This is a genomic window from Pseudoxanthomonas sp. X-1, assembly GCF_020042665.1.
Taxonomy (GTDB): Bacteria; Pseudomonadota; Gammaproteobacteria; order Xanthomonadales; family Xanthomonadaceae; genus Pseudoxanthomonas_A; species Pseudoxanthomonas_A spadix_A.
Genome location: NZ_CP083376.1, coordinates 2,317,233 through 2,335,538, shown reverse-complemented (window position 1 = coordinate 2,335,538; position 18,306 = coordinate 2,317,233). Strand labels below are relative to the sequence as shown.

Annotated in this window: 14 protein-coding genes and 1 pseudogene; 9 read left to right on the top strand and 6 right to left on the bottom strand. The window is 68.5% G+C overall.

The features are described from left to right. The first annotated feature begins 108 nt into the window (after positions 1-108). Complete coding sequence (gene ppsA, locus LAJ50_RS10315) at positions 109-2,484, top strand: phosphoenolpyruvate synthase (protein ID WP_138651060.1); 2,376 nt, start codon at positions 109-111, stop codon at positions 2,482-2,484. After that, positions 2,484-3,446 (top strand): mechanosensitive ion channel family protein, encoded by a 963-nt coding sequence (locus LAJ50_RS10310; RefSeq protein ID WP_138651061.1) that lies wholly within the window; start codon positions 2,484-2,486, stop codon positions 3,444-3,446. The genes ppsA and LAJ50_RS10310 overlap by 1 nt, the downstream gene beginning before the upstream one ends. Positions 3,447-3,576: 130 nt before the next feature. Here the strand turns inward: LAJ50_RS10310 and orn are convergent, their stop codons facing one another. Next, positions 3,577-4,146: an oligoribonuclease gene (gene orn / locus LAJ50_RS10305; RefSeq protein ID WP_138651062.1), complete on the bottom strand. Its 570-nt coding sequence runs from the start codon at positions 4,144-4,146 to the stop codon at positions 3,577-3,579. Between the two features lie 204 nt (positions 4,147-4,350). Then, positions 4,351-4,860: a tRNA adenosine(34) deaminase TadA gene (tadA, locus tag LAJ50_RS10300; protein WP_138651063.1), complete on the bottom strand. Its 510-nt coding sequence runs from the start codon at positions 4,858-4,860 to the stop codon at positions 4,351-4,353. Positions 4,861-5,191: 331 nt separating this feature from the next. On the opposite strand from tadA, the gene LAJ50_RS10295 reads away from it, so the two are divergent. Continuing rightward, positions 5,192-5,806 (top strand): superoxide dismutase, encoded by a 615-nt coding sequence (locus LAJ50_RS10295; RefSeq protein ID WP_138651064.1) that lies wholly within the window; start codon positions 5,192-5,194, stop codon positions 5,804-5,806. A gap of 97 nt (positions 5,807-5,903) precedes the next feature. On the opposite strand, the gene LAJ50_RS10290 is transcribed toward LAJ50_RS10295, so the two are convergent. After that, positions 5,904-6,722: a formate/nitrite transporter family protein gene (locus LAJ50_RS10290; RefSeq protein ID WP_138651065.1), complete on the bottom strand. Its 819-nt coding sequence runs from the start codon at positions 6,720-6,722 to the stop codon at positions 5,904-5,906. 125 nt (positions 6,723-6,847) lie between these two features. Beyond that, entirely contained in the window at positions 6,848-7,678 is an 831-nt protein-coding gene (locus LAJ50_RS10285; protein ID WP_138651066.1) for a helix-turn-helix transcriptional regulator, read from the bottom strand. A 99-nt stretch (positions 7,679-7,777) separates the two neighbouring features. On the opposite strand from LAJ50_RS10285, the gene LAJ50_RS10280 reads away from it, so the two are divergent. Then, positions 7,778-8,668 carry an SDR family oxidoreductase gene (locus LAJ50_RS10280; protein ID WP_138651067.1) on the top strand — a complete coding sequence of 297 codons (891 nt, stop codon included), beginning with the start codon at positions 7,778-7,780 and terminating at the stop codon, positions 8,666-8,668. Positions 8,669-8,809: 141 nt separating this feature from the next. Here LAJ50_RS10280 and LAJ50_RS10275 read toward each other — a convergent pair whose 3' ends face one another. Next, entirely contained in the window at positions 8,810-9,700 is an 891-nt protein-coding gene (locus LAJ50_RS10275; RefSeq protein WP_138651068.1) for a LysR family transcriptional regulator, read from the bottom strand. A 109-nt stretch (positions 9,701-9,809) separates the two neighbouring features. Here LAJ50_RS10275 and LAJ50_RS10270 point away from each other — a divergent pair. The 3 genes and pseudogenes from LAJ50_RS10270 to LAJ50_RS10260 all read left to right on the top strand — a co-directional run. Then, positions 9,810-11,375 (top strand): annotated as a pseudogene (locus LAJ50_RS10270) (proton-conducting transporter membrane subunit); the annotation flags it as partial. Between the two features lie 31 nt (positions 11,376-11,406). Beyond that, a complete protein-coding gene (locus tag LAJ50_RS10265; protein ID WP_138651070.1) occupies positions 11,407-13,800 on the top strand; it encodes a DUF2309 domain-containing protein in 2,394 nt (797 codons plus the stop codon). Positions 13,801-14,228: 428 nt separating this feature from the next. Next, on the top strand, positions 14,229-14,666 hold the full coding sequence (locus LAJ50_RS10260; RefSeq protein ID WP_138651071.1) for an acetyltransferase: 438 nt from the start codon (positions 14,229-14,231) through the stop codon (positions 14,664-14,666). Between the two features lie 146 nt (positions 14,667-14,812). On the opposite strand, the gene LAJ50_RS10255 is transcribed toward LAJ50_RS10260, so the two are convergent. Next, entirely contained in the window at positions 14,813-16,330 is a 1,518-nt protein-coding gene (locus LAJ50_RS10255; RefSeq protein ID WP_205961494.1) for an MmgE/PrpD family protein, read from the bottom strand. Positions 16,331-16,778: 448 nt separating this feature from the next. On the opposite strand from LAJ50_RS10255, the gene LAJ50_RS10250 reads away from it, so the two are divergent. Both LAJ50_RS10250 and LAJ50_RS10245 read left to right on the top strand, forming a co-directional pair. Further along, complete coding sequence (locus LAJ50_RS10250; protein WP_138651072.1) at positions 16,779-17,945, top strand: ATP-binding protein; 1,167 nt, start codon at positions 16,779-16,781, stop codon at positions 17,943-17,945. After that, positions 17,938-18,288 carry a response regulator gene (locus tag LAJ50_RS10245; RefSeq protein WP_130553000.1) on the top strand — a complete coding sequence of 117 codons (351 nt, stop codon included), beginning with the start codon at positions 17,938-17,940 and terminating at the stop codon, positions 18,286-18,288. The genes LAJ50_RS10250 and LAJ50_RS10245 overlap by 8 nt, the downstream gene beginning before the upstream one ends. The last annotated feature ends 18 nt before the right edge of the window (positions 18,289-18,306 follow it).

Genomic DNA, 18,306 nt, shown 5'->3' with positions numbered 1-18,306 from the left:
TTGTGATGCTTGTTTTGGCACTGCATCATAACCGCCTTTCCCCCTAGGACGCGGCCCGACGCTGCAACCCCACCGGGTGTGGCAACGGCTGCTATCGGAGCGTAGCGCTTGAACCAGAACATCCTGTGGCTGCATGAGCTTGGCTTGTCGGACCTGGCCCGCGTTGGCGGCAAGAATTCCTCGCTGGGCGAGATGATCGGCAACCTGGCCCAGCTGGGCGTCTCGGTGCCCGGCGGCTACGCCACCACGGCGGAGGCGTTCAAGGACTTCATCGCGCACAACGATCTGTCCAAGCGCATCTTCGACAAGCTCGAGACGCTCGATGTCGAGGACGTCGGCGCGCTGACGGCGGCCGGCAAGGAGATCCGCGGCTGGGTCATCGATGCTCCGCTGCAGCCCGAACTGGACCAGGACATCCGCAGTGCGTATGCGCAGCTGTCGGCCGAGAACGGCGGCGGCGATGTGGCTGTCGCGGTGCGTTCGTCGGCCACCGCAGAGGACCTGCCCGATGCGTCCTTCGCCGGCCAGCAGGAGACCTTCCTCAACGTCACCGGCGCCGACGATGTCGTGCACAAGGTTAAGGAGGTCTTCGCCTCGCTCTACAACGACCGTGCGATCGCCTACCGCGTGCATCACGGCTTCAAGCACGAGGACGTGTTCCTCTCGGCCGGCGTGCAGCTGATGGTGCGCTCGGACGTGGGCGCCTCGGGCGTGCTGTTCACCCTGGACACCGAGTCCGGCTTCCGCGACGTGGTGTTCGTCACCTCCTCCTTCGGCCTGGGCGAAATGGTCGTGCAGGGCGCGGTCAACCCCGACGAGTTCTACGTGTACAAGCCCACGCTGAGTGCGGGCAAGCCGGCGATCCTGCGCCGCTCGCTGGGCAGCAAGCAGGTGCGCATGGTCTATTCGGACGTGCCGGGCGAACGCGTGCGCATCGAGGACACGCCCGCCGAGCTGCGCAACACCTTCTCCATCAGCGATGAGGATGTGCAGGAGTTGGCCAAGCAGGCGCTGACCATCGAGAAGCACTACCAGCGCCCGATGGACATCGAATGGGCCAAGGACGGGGTCAGCGGCAAGCTGTTCATCGTCCAGGCGCGCCCGGAGACGGTGAAGTCGCGCAGCCATGCGACCCAGATCGAGCGCTTCGCGCTGTCGGCCAAGGGTGCCAAGGTGCTGGCCGAAGGCCGGGCCGTGGGCGCCAAGATCGGCGCCGGCGTGGCGCGCGTGGTGCGCTCGCTGGAGGACATGGACCGCGTGCAGCCGGGCGACGTGCTGTTCGCCGACATGACCGATCCGGACTGGGAGCCGGTGATGAAGCGCGCCAGCGCGATCGTCACCAACCGCGGTGGCCGCACCTGCCATGCCGCGATCATCGCGCGCGAGCTCGGCGTGCCGGCGGTGGTCGGCTCGGGCAATGCGACCGAATTGGTCCAGGACGGCCAGGAAGTCACCGTCAGCTGCGCCGAGGGCGACACCGGCTTCATCTACGACGGCGTGCTGGAGTTCGAGCGCACCACCACGGACCTGGGCAACATGCCGCCGGCGCCGCTGAAGATCATGATGAACGTCGCCAATCCCGAGCGCGCGTTCGATTTCGGCCAGCTGCCCAACGCCGGCATCGGCCTGGCGCGCCTGGAGATGATCATCGCCAGCCACATCGGCATCCATCCCAAGGCGCTGCTCGAGTACGACCAGCAAGATGCGGCGACCAAGAAGAAGATCGACGCCAAGATCGCCGGCTACGGCGCGCCGGTGGACTTCTACGTCAACCGCCTGGCCGAGGGCATCGCCACGCTGACCGCCTCGGTCGCGCCCAATCCGGTGATCGTGCGCCTGTCGGACTTCAAGTCCAACGAGTATGCCAATCTGATCGGCGGCACGCGCTATGAGCCGGAGGAAGAGAACCCGATGATCGGCTTCCGCGGCGCCAGCCGCTATGTCGATCCCTCCTTCACCGATGCGTTCGCGCTGGAGTGCAAGGCGGTGCTGAAGGTGCGCAACGAGATGGGCCTGGAGAACCTCTGGGTCATGATCCCGTTCGTGCGCACGCTGGAGGAAGGCCGCAAGGTGGTCGAGGTGCTGGAGGCCAATGGCCTCAAGCAGGGCGAGAACGGCCTGAAGATCATCATGATGTGCGAGGTGCCCTCCAACGCGCTGCTGGCCGAGGAGTTCCTGGAAATCTTCGACGGTTTCTCGATCGGCTCCAACGACCTCACCCAGCTCACGCTGGGCCTGGACCGCGATTCGTCGATCGTGGCGCACCTGTTCGACGAGCGGAATCCGGCCGTCAAGAAGCTGCTGTCGATGGCGATCAAGGCCGCGCGGGCCAAGGGCAAGTACGTGGGCATCTGCGGCCAGGGCCCCTCCGACCATCCGGACCTGGCCGAGTGGCTGATGAAGGAAGGCATCGAGTCGGTCTCGCTCAACCCCGACACCGTCGTCGACACGTGGCTGGCGCTGGCCAAGACCAAGGCCGCGTGATGGGTTCGCCCAACCTGCTGGCGGCCGCCACGACCAGCGCCGCCGCGCCGGCCAAGCCCGCCAGCGCGCCGGCGTTCGACTGGAGCACCGTGGACTGGGCCGGGATCCTCCTCAACTGGGGGATCGCGCTGGTCATCGTGGTGGTGGGCATGTGGCTGTCCAAGCGCCTGAGCCTGGCGCTGGAGCGTGCCCTGACCCGCGCCCGCGTCGAGAGCACGCTCAGCAGCTTCCTGCGCAACGTGTCCTATGCGGTGCTGCTGGTGCTGGTGTTCGTCAGCGCGCTGACCAAGATCGGCGTGCCGGCGACCTCGCTGGCCACCGTGCTGGGCGCGGCCGGCCTGGCCGTGGGCCTGGCACTGAAGGATTCGCTGTCCAACATCGCCTCGGGCGTGATGCTGATCGTGCTGCGGCCGATGCGCGACGGCGACCATGTGGTCGCCGCCGGGCAGGAAGGCATCGTCGATGAGATCCGCGTGTTCCAGACCCGCATCCGCGCCTTCGACCAGCGCATCATCACCCTGCCCAACAGCACCATCACCACCGCGCCGATCATCAACTACTCCACCCTGCCCACGCGCCGGCTGGAGATCACCGTGGGCGTGGGGTACGACGACGACCTCAAGCAGGCCCAGCGCATCCTGCTGGAGATCGCCGAGCAGAATCCCCTGGTGCTCAAGGAGCCCAAGCCGTTCGTGCAGGTCACCAATCTGGGCGAGAGCAGCGTGGACCTGATGCTGTTCGCCTACGCCACCAACGGCGACTTCGGCAACGCCAAGAGCACCGTGATCGAGGCCATCCGCAACCAGCTGCTGGAGCAGGGCCTGTCCATCCCCTACCCGCAGCGCGATCTGCACGTCTACCACCATGATGCCGACGGTCGTCCGCTGGCCGAGCTGCTGACCAAGGCGGTGACCGACGATGGCGATACCGGCGCAGGCCCTGGTGCGGCCAAGGGCAACTAGCGCGCGGCCTCATCGCATGAGTTGAACAGCAGAAAGGCGGCCCAAGGCCGCCTTCTTGCTGTCTGTAGCTCGGTGGGAGCCGCCATGGCGGCTTCCACCGAGCCAAGTTCGCCGCGAGATCGCAGCGTGCTCAGCCCTGCTGCGGCAGCGCCAGCTGCGCCAGGTAGCGGCGGTAATGGCGCAGTTCGGCGATCGAGTCGTGCACGTCGCTGAGCGCGGTGTGCGAGGACTGCTTCTTGACGCCCTCCAGCACCTGCGGCGCCCAGCGTCGCGCCAGTTCCTTGAGCGTGCTCACGTCCAGGTTGCGGTAATGGAAATAGCGCTCCAGGCGCGGCATCAGCCGGTGCAGGAAGCGGCGGTCCTGGCAGATCGAGTTGCCGCACATCGGCGAGGCGTTGGCCGGCACCCACTGCGCCAGGAACTCCACCGTCGCCGCTTCGGCCTGCCCCAGGGTCACGGTGCTGGCCACCACGCGGTCCCACAGCCCGGAGCGCCGGTGCTGGTTGCGGTTCCATTCGTCCATGCGCTGCAGCGCGTCGAGCGGATGGCCGATGGCGAACTCGGGGCCTTCGGCCAGCACATTGAGCTGGGAATCGGTCACGACCGTGGCGATTTCCAGGATCGAATCGCGGTCGGTGTCCAGACCCGTCATTTCCAGGTCGATCCAGATCAAATGGCTGGCGTTGAGGCTTTTGGTCATGGCGAGCGGCAGAGCGGAACAGTCGTTCATCATAACGCAGCGCTCCGGCGCGGCCGTCGCCGACCGCGTTCCGGCGTATCGGCGCGGTCGTGCGATGTCACGGATCGGCTTACCTCACGGCGTCGCGCAGGCGGAACCTGTCCTCCTGCAGCCGTGACGAACATGGCGCCCCGCGCGCTGCCCTCATCACGGCGGCCGGCAACCTCACTCCAGCAGCGGACGGCCGCGCTTGGCGCGGAAGTAGTTGGTCAGTCGCCGACCGGCCTCCTCTCCCAGCACGCCGCCGGTGACCTGCACGCGGTGGTTGTGGCGCGGGTCGGCGAGCAGATCGAACACGCTGCCGGCCGCGCCGGTCTTGGGGTCGGACGCCGCATAGACCACGCGCGCCAGACGGGCGTGGACCATGGCCATGGCGCACATCGCGCAGGGTTCGAGCGTGACGTAGAGCGTGCAGCCCACCAGCCGATGGTTGCGCAGATGCGCCCCGCCCTGGCGCATGGCGACGATCTCGGCATGCGCGGTCGGGTCGTGATCGCAGCGGTTGCGGTTGCCGCCCTGGCCGATGCAATGGCCCTGCGCGTCGACCAGCAGCGCGCCGACCGGGATCTCGTCCAGCTCGTGCTGGGCGCGATCGGCCACGGCGAAGGCCTGACGCATCCAGGCTTCGTCCTGGGCGTCGGGCGCGCGGGCGACGGCCTCGGCGGCGGGATCCATGGCAACGCAGCCTCCTGAGGGAACCAGCGCGCGATTCTACGCGCGGCCTTTGCAGCGTTCACGCCAGCCTACCGGGAAGCGGCGACAATCGGGCCTGTACCCACACGCTGACGTGCGGTCCCGGGCAACGGCCCGCCGCAGACGCAACGCGAACGCCGCCCACGCGCGGCCCCATAGCGCAGCGTCATGATCGAGCAGCTCATGTCCTCCACCTCGTTGACCCCGGCATGCCGGGCATCCGCCTTTGGCCTGGCCAATGCGCGGCAACGTGGCCTCGGCCGGTCCGCTCGATCCGGCCTGCCTTCCCGACCATCCACCCAACGGAGGCACCATGACCTACACCCTGCCCGATCTGCCCTACGCCTACGACGCGCTGGAGCCCAACATCGACGCCAAGACGATGGAGATCCATCACAGCAAGCATCACCAGACCTACGTCAACTCGCTCAACGCAGCGGTGGAAGGCACACCGTGGGCGGAGCTGCCGGTCGAGGAACTGGTGGCGCGTATCGGCGAACTGCCCGACAAGCTCAAGGGCCCGGTCACCAATCATGGCGGCGGCCATGCCAACCATTCGCTGTTCTGGACGGTGATGTCGCCGCAGGGCGGCGGCGAGCCCAGTGGCGAGCTGGCCGCGGCGATCGAGGCCGAACTGGGCGGCTTCGACGCGTTCAAGAAGGCCTTCACCCAGGCGGCGATCACGCGCTTCGGCAGCGGCTGGGCCTGGCTGTGCGTGGACAAAGCCGGCAGGCTCAGCGTGGAGAACAGCGCCAACCAGGACAGCCCGCTGATGCAGGGCCTGACGCCCATCCTGGGCCTGGACGTGTGGGAACACGCCTACTACCTCAAGTACCAGAACCGCCGGCCCGAGTACATCGAGGCCTTCTACAAGGTGGTCGACTGGGACGAGGTCGCGCGTCGCTACCAGGCCGCCAGGCAGGGCTGAGTCCTCGAGGTGGGCGCGCCGTGATGGCCCGCCCGCCGCTCGCATCGCGTGGTGTGTGACGCAGCCCGGTCGCGCCCCGCACCCGCCAGGCGGCTTGCTACTCCACGTCCGCCTTGACCTGCGCGTGGCTCATCAGCGCGAAGATGAAGGTGCCGCCGAGCACGTTGCCGATCAGGGCCGGCAGCACCACGCCGACGAGCGAAGGCCAGACCTGCGCCTGACCGAGCAGGATCACGTACATCACCTCGATGGTGCCCACCACGACGTGGGCCACGCCGGCCACGCCCATCAGCCAGGTCACGATCACGATCATCGCCAGCTTGTTCTGCTCGATCGCATGCAGCATCCACACCAGCGTGGCGATCAGCCAGCCGGCCAGCACCGCGGTGCCGAAGGTGGTGGACAGCGGCACCTGGCCCAGGTGCAGGCCGATCTCCAGCAGCGCCTTGTCCACCTCGGGCGTGAACATCGGCAGCCAGGCGAATACGGCCGCGGCGATGAAGCCGCCCACCAGATTGCCCAGCAGCACGATGCCCCACAGCCGCAGCAGCCGGCCCAGGCTGTACAGGCTGAAGTTGCGCATCACCGGCAGGACCGGGGTGATGGTGTTCTCGGTGAACAGCTGCTGCCCGGCGCTGATGACGAACACGAAGCCCAGCGCATAGCCGGCGGCCTCGATCAGGAACGCGGCCGGCGCGTCCGGCAGATAGGCCTGCAGCAGCGCCCGGCCAAGGAAGGACATGCTCATCGTCATGCCCGCGGCGATGGCCGACCAGAACAGCGCGAAGAACTCGCGCGCCAGTTCCTTCTCGCCCTGCCGGCTGATGCGCTCGTGCACCGCGGCCGCCTTGGACGGCGCGCGTTCCTCGAGCTCTTCCTCGCGGACGTTGTCCAGCTCCGCGACCGGTTCGGCCATGGCGGTGATCCAAAGGTGTGGGGGGCTCCATCCTAGGAATCGGCCGTGTCTGGAAAGCGTGCAGGGAACCGTCGCGCAGCTTCCGGACAACGGGACAGCCGGACTGATCTGGTCCTCGGTCGGCGTCAGCCGGACGCGGTGGCCAGCGTCCTGATGCGCTGCGCGACTCCGGGATCGGTCGGGTTGTAGACGATCATGCTCAGGTCCGGCCGGCCATCGACCGCGAACGCCGAGTACTCCAGTTCGATGGGGCCCAGCTTTGGGTGCAGCAGGCGCTTGAGGTGTTCGCCGCCGCCGGCGTCGAGCACCTCGTTGTCGCGCCACAGCGCTTCGAACTCCGGGCTGAGGCGGCTGAGTTCGTCCACCAGCTCGCCGACTTCGGAGGCCAGGCCGGCACGCGCCACGTCGGCGCGGAAGCCGCCCACCACGAAGCGGGCCACGCTGTCCCAGTCGTGCTGCTTGGCGCGCGCGGCCGGATCGCGGAACAGGAAGTAGAGGATGTTGCGCTGGCCCACCGGCAGTGCGCCGTAGTCGGTCAGCACGACCGCCGCGGCCCGGTTCCAGGCCACGATTTCCCAGGTGGCCGTGCGGATGATCGCCGGGCTCGCATCGAGCAGGTCGAGCAGCCGTTGCAGCCGGGGGCTGACGCTGTCCACCGCCTTGTAGCGGACCTCGGGCGGCCGCCCCAGTCCGAGCATGAACAGATGTTCGCGCTCGGCCTCGGTGAGCATCAGCGCGCCGGCCACGCGGTCCAGGACCTCGGCCGAGGGCGCGCCGCCGCGGCCCTGCTCGAGCCAGGTGTACCAGGTCGGGCTGATGTGGGCGCGCTGCGCCACCTCTTCCCGGCGCAGCCCGGGTGTCCGCCTGCGACCGGTGAACCCGAAGCTGGCCGGATCCAGGCGTGTGCGGCGGCTTCTTAGGAACTCGCCGAGCGACTTGGCCGCGGTGAGGGACATGGTGAGCCTGTTAGTGGCTTTACTAGGATGAGCTCACTAATTTAACGGTATGGCGAATGCGCAGATAGTGCCGGGACCGCTTCCTACGGACCTTTCATCATGCGCATCTTCCTGACCGGCGCGACGGGCTTCATCGGTTCGGCCCTCGTTCCCGAACTCGTCGGCGCGGGCCACCAGGTCATCGGCGTCAGCCGCTCCGACGCGGGCGCGCAGGCGCTCCTCGACGCGGGCGCCGACGTTCATCGCGGCACGCTCGAGGACCCGGACGGCCTGCGTGCCGGTGCCGCCCAGGCCGACGCCGTGATCCACACCGCCTTCGACCACGATTTCTCCCGCTTCGTCGAGAACTGCGAGAAGGACGGGCGCGTCATCGCGGCGCTGGGCGCGGCGCTTGCGGGTTCCGACCGGCCCCTGGTCATCACCTCGGGGACAGGCATCGGCATCGCCCGGCCCGGTGAACCGGCGAGCGAGGAGGTCTTCAATGCCGATCATCCCAATCCGCGCATCGCGTCCGAACTGGCCGGCCACGCCCTGCTGGAGGCGGGGGTGAACGTCTCGGTGGTGCGGCTGCCGCAGGTCCACACGCCGCTCAAGCAGGGCCTGATCTCACCGCTCATCGCCGTTGCCCGCGAGAAGGGCTTCGTGGCCTATGTCGGCGATGGCCGCAACCGGTGGGCGGCCGGGCACCTCTACGATGCCGTGCGCCTGTATCGGCTGGCCGTGGAGGCGGCCGCGCGCGGCGCGCGCTATCACGCGGTCGGCGAGGAAGGCGTCAGCAGCCGCGAGATCGCCGAAGCCCTCGGCCGCGGGCTGAAACTGCCGGTGAGGTCGATCGCGCAGGAAGAAGCGCCGGCCTACTTCGGATGGCTGATCCATTTCGCCGGCATGGACATGCCGGCCTCCAGCACCCTCACGCAGACGCGGCTGGACTGGCGTCCGAAGGGGCCGACGCTGATCGCCGATCTCGACCGGGCGCGTTACGCGTCGTAGCCGCGCCGATGGTGTCGCTCGCGCCGGCGAGCGCGTCCCGCCGACCGCAGCAAAGGCATCAGGCCCGGCGCTGGCGACCGACCGCGGCGGGGCGAACGGTCGCGATGTCCGCCGCCGCGCTGCCGGCGTCACGAAGCGGCGCTACGGCTCCGTGGCTGCGGCAGAGGGCTGGAGCAACAGCCGCACCAGCGGATTGGGGAAGCGCCGCGACATGGTGACGGCGTGGAAGGTCTCCACGATGTCGGGGAGCTGATCGCCTTCCACCAGCACGCCGGTGGCGATCTCGTCCTTGACCACGATCGGGGGGAGCACGGCCAGGCCGATGTCCTCGCGCGCGAGCAGGCGCATCATCGCCATGTCCTCCACTTCGGCCACGATCTGCGGCCGCACGCCGAGGCGATCGGCCAGGGCGTCGAAGCCGGTGCGCACGCTGCTGTCCAGCGTCGGCAGGATGATCGGGTGGCGGCGCAGGCGGTCGGCGAGACGCGCGGCATGGCCCAGCCGGTCCGGCGTGCCGACCAGGCTGACCGGGCGCTGCGCGAGCCGATGGGTGACGAACGGGGTCAGCGCGTCGCCGGGCGGCGCCTGGTTGAGCAGCACGACGTCCAGGTTGAGCACCTCCAGCGCCCGCAGCAGTTCGCCCGCGCTGCCCGAGCGAAGAATCAGGTCGATGTCGGTGCGGCCCAGCACCGGGCGCAGGAACTCCATCTGGAAGTTGCGCGACAGCGTGGCCAGCGAGCCCACGCGCAGCGCCTGCCGGGCCGCACCGGTCTGCCGCAGCGTGCCCAGCAGTTCATCACCGGTGGCGAAGATCGCATCGGCGTGGTCGAGGACGATCTGCCCGGCCTCGGTCAGGTGCAGCTGCCGCCCTCGCCGCTCGAACAACGCATGTCCCAGACGCTCCTCGAGCTTGCGGATCTGCACCGACAGGGCCGACTGGGTGAGGTGTAGCCGTTCCGCGGTCCGGGTGAGGTTGCCATCGTGCGCAACGGCCCAGAAGTAGCGCAGGTGGTTGTAGTTCAAGGCGGCCATATCGTTCGATATTAACGAACGTTGTTGCCAAGACAATGAATTTTTATTCGGTCCCGTCGCTCCCTAAGGTGGCTTCCGCTCGCCGCCGCGCTCGATCCAGGGGACCACCTTGCCGCTCTATCTGCTGCCGCTGTCCGCCCCCCTTCTCCTGCTTGCCGCGGCCCTGCTCGGCGCCGCGCGCCGCGGCCGGCGCCCTCCCGTGCTGCCGGTGTTCGCCGAAGGGGCCGCCTTCGGGGCGCTGGTCGTCGCAACGGCCTCGCTCGCGCTGCTGATCTCCCGGGGCGCGGGCACCAGCGTGCTGATCGGATGGGGCGGCCTGGGCCTGTCGGTACGGCTGGACGCGGTGAGCGCGACGATGCTGCTGCTGGTGGCCTTCGTCGGCTGGATCGTGCTGCGCTACACGCGCACCGCGCTGGACGGCGAGGCGCGGCAGGGCCGCTTCACCGGCGGGCTCTGCACGGCGCTTGCGGCGGTGCTGCTGCTGGTGCAGTCAGGCAATCTGCTCCAGTTGGTGCTCGCCTGGGTCGCGACCAGCGTCGCGCTGCATCGCCTGCTGCTGTTCTATCCCGAGCGCGTGGCCGCGCAACGCGCCGCACGCAAGAAGCGGTTGTTCTCGACGATCGGCACGCTCGCGTTGGGCGGCGCGGCCGTGCTGGTCTGGATGCGCCTGGGCACGACCGACATCGCCACGATCAACGCGATGGTCCGAGCGGGCGAGCGCTCCTGGCTGCTGGTCGCGGCGGCGGCCCTGCTCGCGCTGGCCGCGGTGCTGAAGTCGGCGCAGTTCCCGACCCAGGGCTGGCTGACTGAGGTGATGGAGGCGCCCACGCCGGTCTCGGCGCTGCTGCATGCCGGGGTGATCAATGGCGGCGGTTTCCTGCTGATCCGCTTCGCCGACCTGATGCTGGCCGCCCCTGGGGTGCTGGCCGTGCTGGCGATGCTGGGCGGATTCACCGCCCTGTTCGGCGCGCTGGTGATGTTGACCCAGCCGGCGGTCAAGACCTCGCTGGCCTGGTCCACGGTGGCGCAGATGGGCTTCATGATCCTCCAGTGCGGCCTTGCCCTGTTCCCGCTGGCGCTGCTGCACATCGTCGCGCACTCGCTCTACAAGGCGCACGCGTTCCTCGCCTCCGGCGGCGCCGTCGAGCAGGTGGCGGCCATCCGCCGGCCCGGGCCGGTCGCCGTTCCCGGCGGGGCGGCGGTCGGCCGCGCCTTTCTGATCGCCCTGGCGATCTATGCCGGGACCGGCGCCGCCTTCGGGTTGGCGTTCGGCTTCGGGCACAAGTCGCCGCAGGCGCTGGCGCTGGGCGCGATCCTGATCTTCGGCGTCGCCTATCTGCTGGCCCAGGGGCTGGCCGATGCGGCGCCCCGCCCGCTCACGCGCAGGACGGTCAGCTACGCCTGCGCCGCGGCGATCGGCTACTTCGCGCTGCAGACCGCGGCCGAATGGCTGACCGCCGGCGTGCTGCCGCCGACGCCGGCGCCCGGACGGCTGGAGTGGACGCTCATGGCGCTGGCGGTGCCGAGTTTCGGCCTGGTGGCGGTGGCGCAGGCGCTGTTCCCGCGCTGGGCCTCGCACCCCGCGGCCGCCGGACTTCGCGTCCATCTCTCCAACGGTCTGTACGTCAACGCCGCGATCGACCGCCTGCTCGGCGGCTGGTCGGTGCCCAGGACGCCTTCCATCAACCCGCGTCAGGACAACCCCCATGCCGATGACCAGCCCACCATCGCCACCGCTGTCCCGTGACGCGATTCTCGAGGCGGCCCAGCGCGCGGTACGCGCCGTTCCCCCGCTCTGGCCGCTGGCCTCGAGCGTGGCGGTCAATCCTTTCCTGGGCCAGACCGGCGAGCCGCTGGCGACGGCGGCGGCGCGCCTGCGCCGCGTGGCCGGCATCGCGCTGACGATGCCGCGGAGCTGGTACGCGGAGCGGCTGCGTGCCGGCGAGATCGCCGAGGAGGACCTGCAGGCCGCGTTCCAGCGCGCCCCTGCGGCGTTACGGCCGGCGAGCCTGTCCGCGCTCAGGCAGGCGGTCCAGACCGCACGCCCTGCCCCGCGGGCGATCCCGACCGTCGCCGAACTGGCTTGCGATGCCACCGCGATCGACTGGCCGGGCATCGTGAGCCAGCGCATCGGCCATTGGGCGTCGAGTTACTTCGACCAGGGCCAGGCGCTCTGGGCCAGCGCATCGGCGGACAGCGCCTACGCCGCGTGGCGGATCGTGGCAACCCACGATCTGACGCCGGACATCGCCGGCCTGTCCGGTTTCGCGCAGCGGGTGGCGGATGCACCGGCGGACGCCGAGGAGGCGATCGTCGCGTGCGTCGCCCACCTGGGGCTTTCCCGGGACGCGCTGGACGGCTACTTCCACCGGTTGCTGGTGACGCTCGGCGGCTGGAGTCAGCTCGCCCGGTACCGGCTCTGGCAGGCGGAGTTGGGCGGTGGCACCGATACCTGCGTCATCGGCCTGCTCGCCATCGGCATGACCTGGGAGGCGGCGTTGCTGCACAGGTTCGGTTCCGCGTTCGCACCGCGTTGGAAGGCGGCGATCGCAGCCCACGCCGCGCCGATCGCCGCGACGTCGGAAGACATCGTCGACGGCCTGCTCCAGGAGGCTGCGGAACATGCGGCGCAGCGGCGGCTCGACGCCGTGCTTGCCGGAGGCTCTCCGGCCCAGGTCGCGCCCACCCGTCCGACGCTGCAGATGGCCTTCTGCATCGACGTGCGCTCCGAAGTGTTCCGGCGCGCCCTGGAAAGCCTCGATCCGGGAATCCAGACGCTGGGCTTCGCGGGATTTTTCGGGCTGGGCCTCGGTCATCGGCGTTTCGCCTCGGACGTGGTCGAGGCACGCCTTCCCGTGCTGCTGGCGCCGGCGCTTTTCACGCGCTCGGGAGAGGCGACGCCCTCGGTGACCGCGCTGGACCTGCGCGCACGCATCGCGGCCCGTGCGAAGCGCGCCTGGGGGCGCTTCAAGCTGGCCGCGATCTCCTCGTTCGCCTTCGTCGAGGCCACGGGCCCGGTCTACGCCGCCAAGCTTCTGCGCGACGGGCTGGGGCTGACGCGGCGTCGCACGCCGGCCGATCCCGCGCCGCGTCCGGTCGATCCGCTCGACCTCGAGACGCGGCTGGCGCTGGCCGCGCGCGTCCTCGGGGCGATGTCGCTCACCACCGGCTTCGCTAGGCTGGTGGTGCTCGCAGGCCATGGCGCCAAGGTGGTCAACAACCCGCATGCCGGCGCGCTGCACTGCGGCGCCTGCGGCGGCTACCCGGGCGAGGTGAACGCGCGGCTGCTGGTCGGCCTGCTCAACGATGGCGAGGTGCGGACCGGTCTTGCCGAGCGCGGCATCGCGATTCCCGCCGACACCGTGTTCCTGGCGGCGCTGCACGACACCACCACCGACGCGGTCAGGCTCTACCCCGCCGACCCGCCCTCGCCCGACCACGCAGCCGAGGTCGAGCAGGCGGAGCGTTGGCTGCAATCGGCGGGCGTGCTGGCGCGGAGCGAGCGGGCCCTGCGCCTGCCACGCGCCCATCGCAGTGAGGACATCGCCCGTCGCGCCCGCGACTGGGCCGAGCTTCGCCCCGAGTGGGGGCTGGCAGGCTGCCAGGCCTTCATCGCGGCGCCGCGGACCCGCACCGCGGGACGCGACCTGGCCGGACGGACCTTTCTCCACGACTACGACTGGCGGCGCGACGACGGCTTCGGCGTGCTGGAGCTGATCCTGACCGCGCCGGTGGTCGTCGCCAGCTGGATCAGCCTGCAGTACTACGGATCGACCGTCGCGCCCGAGGTCTTCGGCGCGGGCAACAAGCTGCTGCACAACGTGACCGGCGGCATCGGCGTGGTCGAGGGCAACGGCGGCCTGCTGCGCGGCGGCCTGCCCTGGCAGTCGGTGCACGACGGCGAACGGCTGATCCACGAACCGCTGCGCCTGTCCGTCCTGATCGAGGCGCCGCCGGAGGCGATCGCCGGCGTCCTCGAACGTCGCCCGCAGGTCCGCGCGCTGTTCGACAATCGCTGGCTGCATCTGTTCGCCTTGGACGACGCCGGCCGAATGGCGCGGCGCTATGCCGGCGGCCTGCGCTGGGAGGCGTTTCAATAGCGAAGGTCGGCGGGACTTCCTCGGGCGGGCAACATCGAGCGGAGCTCCAGCTTGCCGCAAGCCGGAAGCATCCTGCCGCGTTTCCCCCGCTGGCTGGCCTACTGCTCCGGCCGCGGGATCTTGGCGTTGGCACTGAAGCCCGTGCGGTGGCCGCTGTCGGAACGCTCACCGCGGCTCGCAAAAGGTCTGGCGAGTTGCCCCCTGCAACCTGGCGGACGACGTGCTGGTGCTGTTGTCCAGTCGGTGGCGCATCCCGCCCGCCGTCGGCGGAGAAGTCCAGCCGGATGCCGGGTCTCGCGTTCCGCGCCACAGGCGCGAAAGACTGACCTCAGGTCCGCCGCCTTATACTGGGAGGAGACGCGTTGGAGGATCGGCCTGACGCTTCGGTACGGCAGTGCTCGGTCATTGAAGAACAGAGTGAGGTTGCAGTGGTGACGATCAGACGTTCGCGTACGGACGACGGCGATCGCGTGGTCGAGATCTGGCGTGGCGCTGTCGATGCGACACATGACTTTCTTTCGCCGGAGGATCGCCTGGCCATCGAGGAGCTGGTATGCGGCTTTCTACCGCAAGCGCCGCTTTGGCTTGCCGTCGATGCCGATGACCATCCGCTGGCCTTCATGCTGATCGACGATGGCCACATGGAGGCGCTGTTCGTCGATCCCGAGTGTCGGGGAACGGGAGTCGGCGCCGCGCTGGTACGCCACGGCCTGGCGCTTCATCCCCACATGACGACAGACGTCAACGAACAGAACGGCCAAGCCGTGGGCTTCTACAAGAAAATGGGATTCACCGCCACCGGCCGTTCGCCGCTCGACGGGCAAGGCAGGCCCTACCCGCTGCTCCACCTGAAACATGGTGAATGACCGCGCAAGCGCCTGACGCTCCCACCCAAGCAAGAAGAAGGCACCACGCGAGGCCGTCTTCAGCGCGTTCCAGCTCTACGGCGCGGGGGCATTGAGCCGGTCCTCAACCTAGGCGGCCACTTCGCGATTTCGCGATCCTGTTCAACTCAGCCCTTCCGCGCACCCGCCCGCAGCACGTCTCCCGCATCCTTCAGTTCGGGCAGCGACCGGCACAGCTGCATCACTTGATCGGCCTGCGACCTGGGCAGCACGCCGGTGGCGAGATCGGCGAACTTGGCCTGCAGCTGCGCGTCTGACATCGGCTTCTCGATGCTTCCGATGGCGTGCTCGATGAAGCGGTGGAAGCTGCGACCGTCCTTCAGCGTCACGGTCATGTCGACCTGCGCAGCCTCGATGCCCGGCGTCACCACTGGCACGACCTTCTGTCGCAGCGCCACCACACGCGGGTCGTCCACCGCCCGGTCGCTGAACTGCTTCTCGCCGCCCGCCCCTTCCACCAGGGCGACGGCGGCGGCGTGGTAGATGCTGAACTTGCCCTCCAGCCCCGTCTTCGGCGCGGTCTTGCCGGTCAGTTCCAGCACCAGGGGATGGACCTTGAGGTCCACGCGTCTGATGTCCTCTGGCCTGACATGGTCCTCGTCGCGGATCTGGATGGCGGCATCGATCGTGGGATGCATGACGATGCCACAGGCGAAGGGCTTGTAGGTGTTGAGCAGCGACTCGTAGCGGTTGCCCAGGCCGTCGACGATCTGCGACCAGTCCTGCTTGGTGGAGATCGTGTTGGCCCAGCCGCGCTTGGCCTCGATCATCTGCTCCGACGAGGTATAGCTCTTCGCCGCCAGGATCGCTGCGAACAGGCCGTTGGAGGCCGCCCGGCCCGGGTTGAAGCTCTTGTTCATCGAGCCGAAGGACTCGCGCAGGCCTACCGGCTGCGAAGCGGCCAGTCCAAGCGCGTACACCATCTGCTGTTGGGAAAGACCCATCAGCTTGCCCGCGGCCGCGGCAGCGCCAAATGGTCCGCAGGTGCCCGTGATGTGCCAGCCGGCATCGTAGTGGTCCGGGTAGACGGCATTGCCGATCCGGCACTCGGTTTCGATCCCCACCACCAGCGCATCGAGGAAGTCTCGACCGCTGACAGGCTTCATTGCGGCATAGGCGAGGATCGCCGAGGCGACCGGCGCGGCAGGATGGATGACGGTCTTCAGGTGGGTATCGTCGAAGTCGAAGATGTGGCTCGCGACACCGTTGAGGAAGGCTGCGTTCATGATGTCGAACCGCTCGGCGCGACCGAACAGGCCGGCCTGCGGCGGCCCCGAGAACGGCTGCAGGGCCGAGACGGCGATCCCCACGGTCTCATGCTGCGAACCGCCGATCGCCACGCCCACCCAGTTGAGAAAACTGCGCACGCCTTCGCGGCGGACATTCTCCGGCAGGCTTTCGTAGGACGAACCCAGGATCCATTCCGCCAGGATCCGCGTCACCGGGGGCGGCGCGGACGCAGCGGGCCGGTCGGCGATGCTGGCCTGCTGGCCCGCCACCGACGGGCCGTAGACGGCGGCGCCAAGGGTCAGGGCAGCGGATTTGACGAGGGTGCGGCGATCTACCGGCATGAGAGACCTCTCAAACTTTGGTGAGGCGCCCGCGTCGATCCGATGACATGGCACAACGAACGCCGATGGGCGTCAACCCAGCGGTGACCTTTGCCGGCCCAGTGCGATCGTCGAGGTCGAGTGTAAGCAGGTCATAGCTCACCTTGAGCGGCCTCGCCAGTTGTGGGTCGATGTCCCAGTGCCTGGCCAGCGTAGCGCCATGACCGTCCCGCTCGCCAGCGAGGAGCTTGAAGCGACCGCGAACGGGAGCGCCATCAGCGGATGGCCTGTGCCGCCTTGCGGATGGGCCAAGTCCGGCCGCTAGACCAGCCGGCCCGGCCTGCCATGCTTTCGAAGTCATATGGGCGAAGCTCGTTCCGCGCCTGGAATCCTCGCGATCCCCTGCCCTTGCGGCCTTTCGGTGGGAAAGTGGGAGGTCACTTGCTCCGCTGTAACTTCATCTCGAACAAACAAATTCTTGACATCTTGTCCATTAGGTTTTCGGCCGCTGTGGGGAGGTGTCATGCACGTTACGGAACAGGCGGATCACGACAAGGGCAACGATCTCCTGGATGAGGCGCAGCAGTTCCGGCTTCTGCTGAACGGTGTAACGGACTACGCCATCTACCTGCTGGATCCCGACGGGCGGGTCAAGACCTGGAACCAGGGCGGAGAGCGCATCAAGGGATACAGCCGGGACGAGATCGTCGGCTCGCATTTCTCGAGGTTCTACACGCCCGAAGACGTGGCGGCAGGCGCGCCCCAGCGGAGCTTGAACATCGCACGCGAGCAAGGACGTTTTTCCGCCGAGGGCTGGCGTATCCGCAAGGACGGCAGCCGTTTCTTCGCCAGCGTGGTCATTGATCCGATCTGGGCCGAGGGCGAGCTCATCGGCTACGCCAAGGTCACGCGCGATATCACCGAGCGCTTCGAATCGCAGCGCCGCCTGGAGGACGCGCAGACATCTCTGCTGCAGGCCCAGAAGCTGGAGGCGGTCGGCAGACTGACGTTGGGCTTGGCCCACGACTTCAACAACCTGCTGGCGGTGGTCATCAATGCACTGGATCTCATCGCCATCCGCGTCACGGACGACCCGCGCGCGACCCGCAACGTGGAAGCGGCGCTGCGGGCCGCGGAGCGGGGAGCGCTGCTGACCCGGCAGCTGCTCACCTTCGGACGGGGCCAGAACCTCGTTCCCCAGCGCCTGGACGTCAATCAGTCCATCCGGGATATCCAGGATCTCATTCGCCGGAGCTGCTCGGATAACATCCGCCTGAACTTCGACCTCGCCGCGGACCTGCCCGAGGTCGAGGTGGACAAACCGCAGTTCGAGGCGGCGGTCCTGAATGCGGTGGTCAACAGCCGCGACGCCATGCCTGAGGGTGGCGACATCTCCATCACCACGTCCCTGCAGCATGTCCTGGATGCGACAGATCCCCACGCGCCGGCGAAGGAAATGGTGTGCGTGTGTATCGCCGATAACGGGCCGGGCATTCCCCTGGAGATCCAGGAACGGGTCTTCGAGCCCTTCTTCACCACCAAAGGGGTCGGCAAGGGCAGCGGTCTCGGACTGAGCCAGATCTTCGGTTTCGCAAAGCAGTCGGGTGGGCAGGCATCACTCAAGAGCACCCCCGGTCAAGGGACTTCCGTGCTCATCTGCCTGCCGATGAGAGCGGAACACCGTGACTAGGATTCTCCTGGTCGAAGACGAGGCCGATCTGCTGGCGATGGTGTCGGAAGCCCTGGATCTCCATGGCATGGCCGTCACCGAAGCGCAGACGGGAGAGAAGGCGATCGAGATTCTCCGCCGGGAGCCCCCGTTCGACATCGTGATCTCGGACATCGCCATGCCAGGCAGCGCCTCCGGTATCGATGTCGCGCGCGAGGTGGCGGAACGCCATCCCGCCGTTCGCGTCATCCTGACGTCGGGCCACCCGCTCTCGCATTTCCCGCCGCTGCCCAAGCGCATCAGCTTCCTTCCCAAGCCCTATCGGGTGAAGCAACTGATCGATCTTCTGTCGTCCAAAGGGTGACGGTATTCCAAGGCCGGG

Excerpts from the sequence above, each read along its gene's own strand:
- LAJ50_RS10310 (WP_138651061.1), top strand. The coding sequence starts at position 2,484 with ATGGGTTCGCCCAACCTGCTGGCGGCCGCCACGACCAGCGCCGCCGCG.
- orn (WP_138651062.1), bottom strand. The coding sequence starts at position 4,146 with ATGACCAAAAGCCTCAACGCCAGCCATTTGATCTGGATCGACCTGGAA.
- tadA (WP_138651063.1), bottom strand. The coding sequence starts at position 4,860 with ATGGATCCCGCCGCCGAGGCCGTCGCCCGCGCGCCCGACGCCCAGGAC.
- LAJ50_RS10295 (WP_138651064.1), top strand. The coding sequence starts at position 5,192 with ATGACCTACACCCTGCCCGATCTGCCCTACGCCTACGACGCGCTGGAG.
- LAJ50_RS10290 (WP_138651065.1), bottom strand. The coding sequence starts at position 6,722 with ATGGCCGAACCGGTCGCGGAGCTGGACAACGTCCGCGAGGAAGAGCTC.
- LAJ50_RS10285 (WP_138651066.1), bottom strand. The coding sequence starts at position 7,678 with ATGTCCCTCACCGCGGCCAAGTCGCTCGGCGAGTTCCTAAGAAGCCGC.
- LAJ50_RS10280 (WP_138651067.1), top strand. The coding sequence starts at position 7,778 with ATGCGCATCTTCCTGACCGGCGCGACGGGCTTCATCGGTTCGGCCCTC.
- LAJ50_RS10275 (WP_138651068.1), bottom strand. The coding sequence starts at position 9,700 with ATGGCCGCCTTGAACTACAACCACCTGCGCTACTTCTGGGCCGTTGCG.
- LAJ50_RS10265 (WP_138651070.1), top strand. The coding sequence starts at position 11,407 with ATGCCGATGACCAGCCCACCATCGCCACCGCTGTCCCGTGACGCGATT.
- LAJ50_RS10250 (WP_138651072.1), top strand. The coding sequence starts at position 16,779 with ATGCACGTTACGGAACAGGCGGATCACGACAAGGGCAACGATCTCCTG.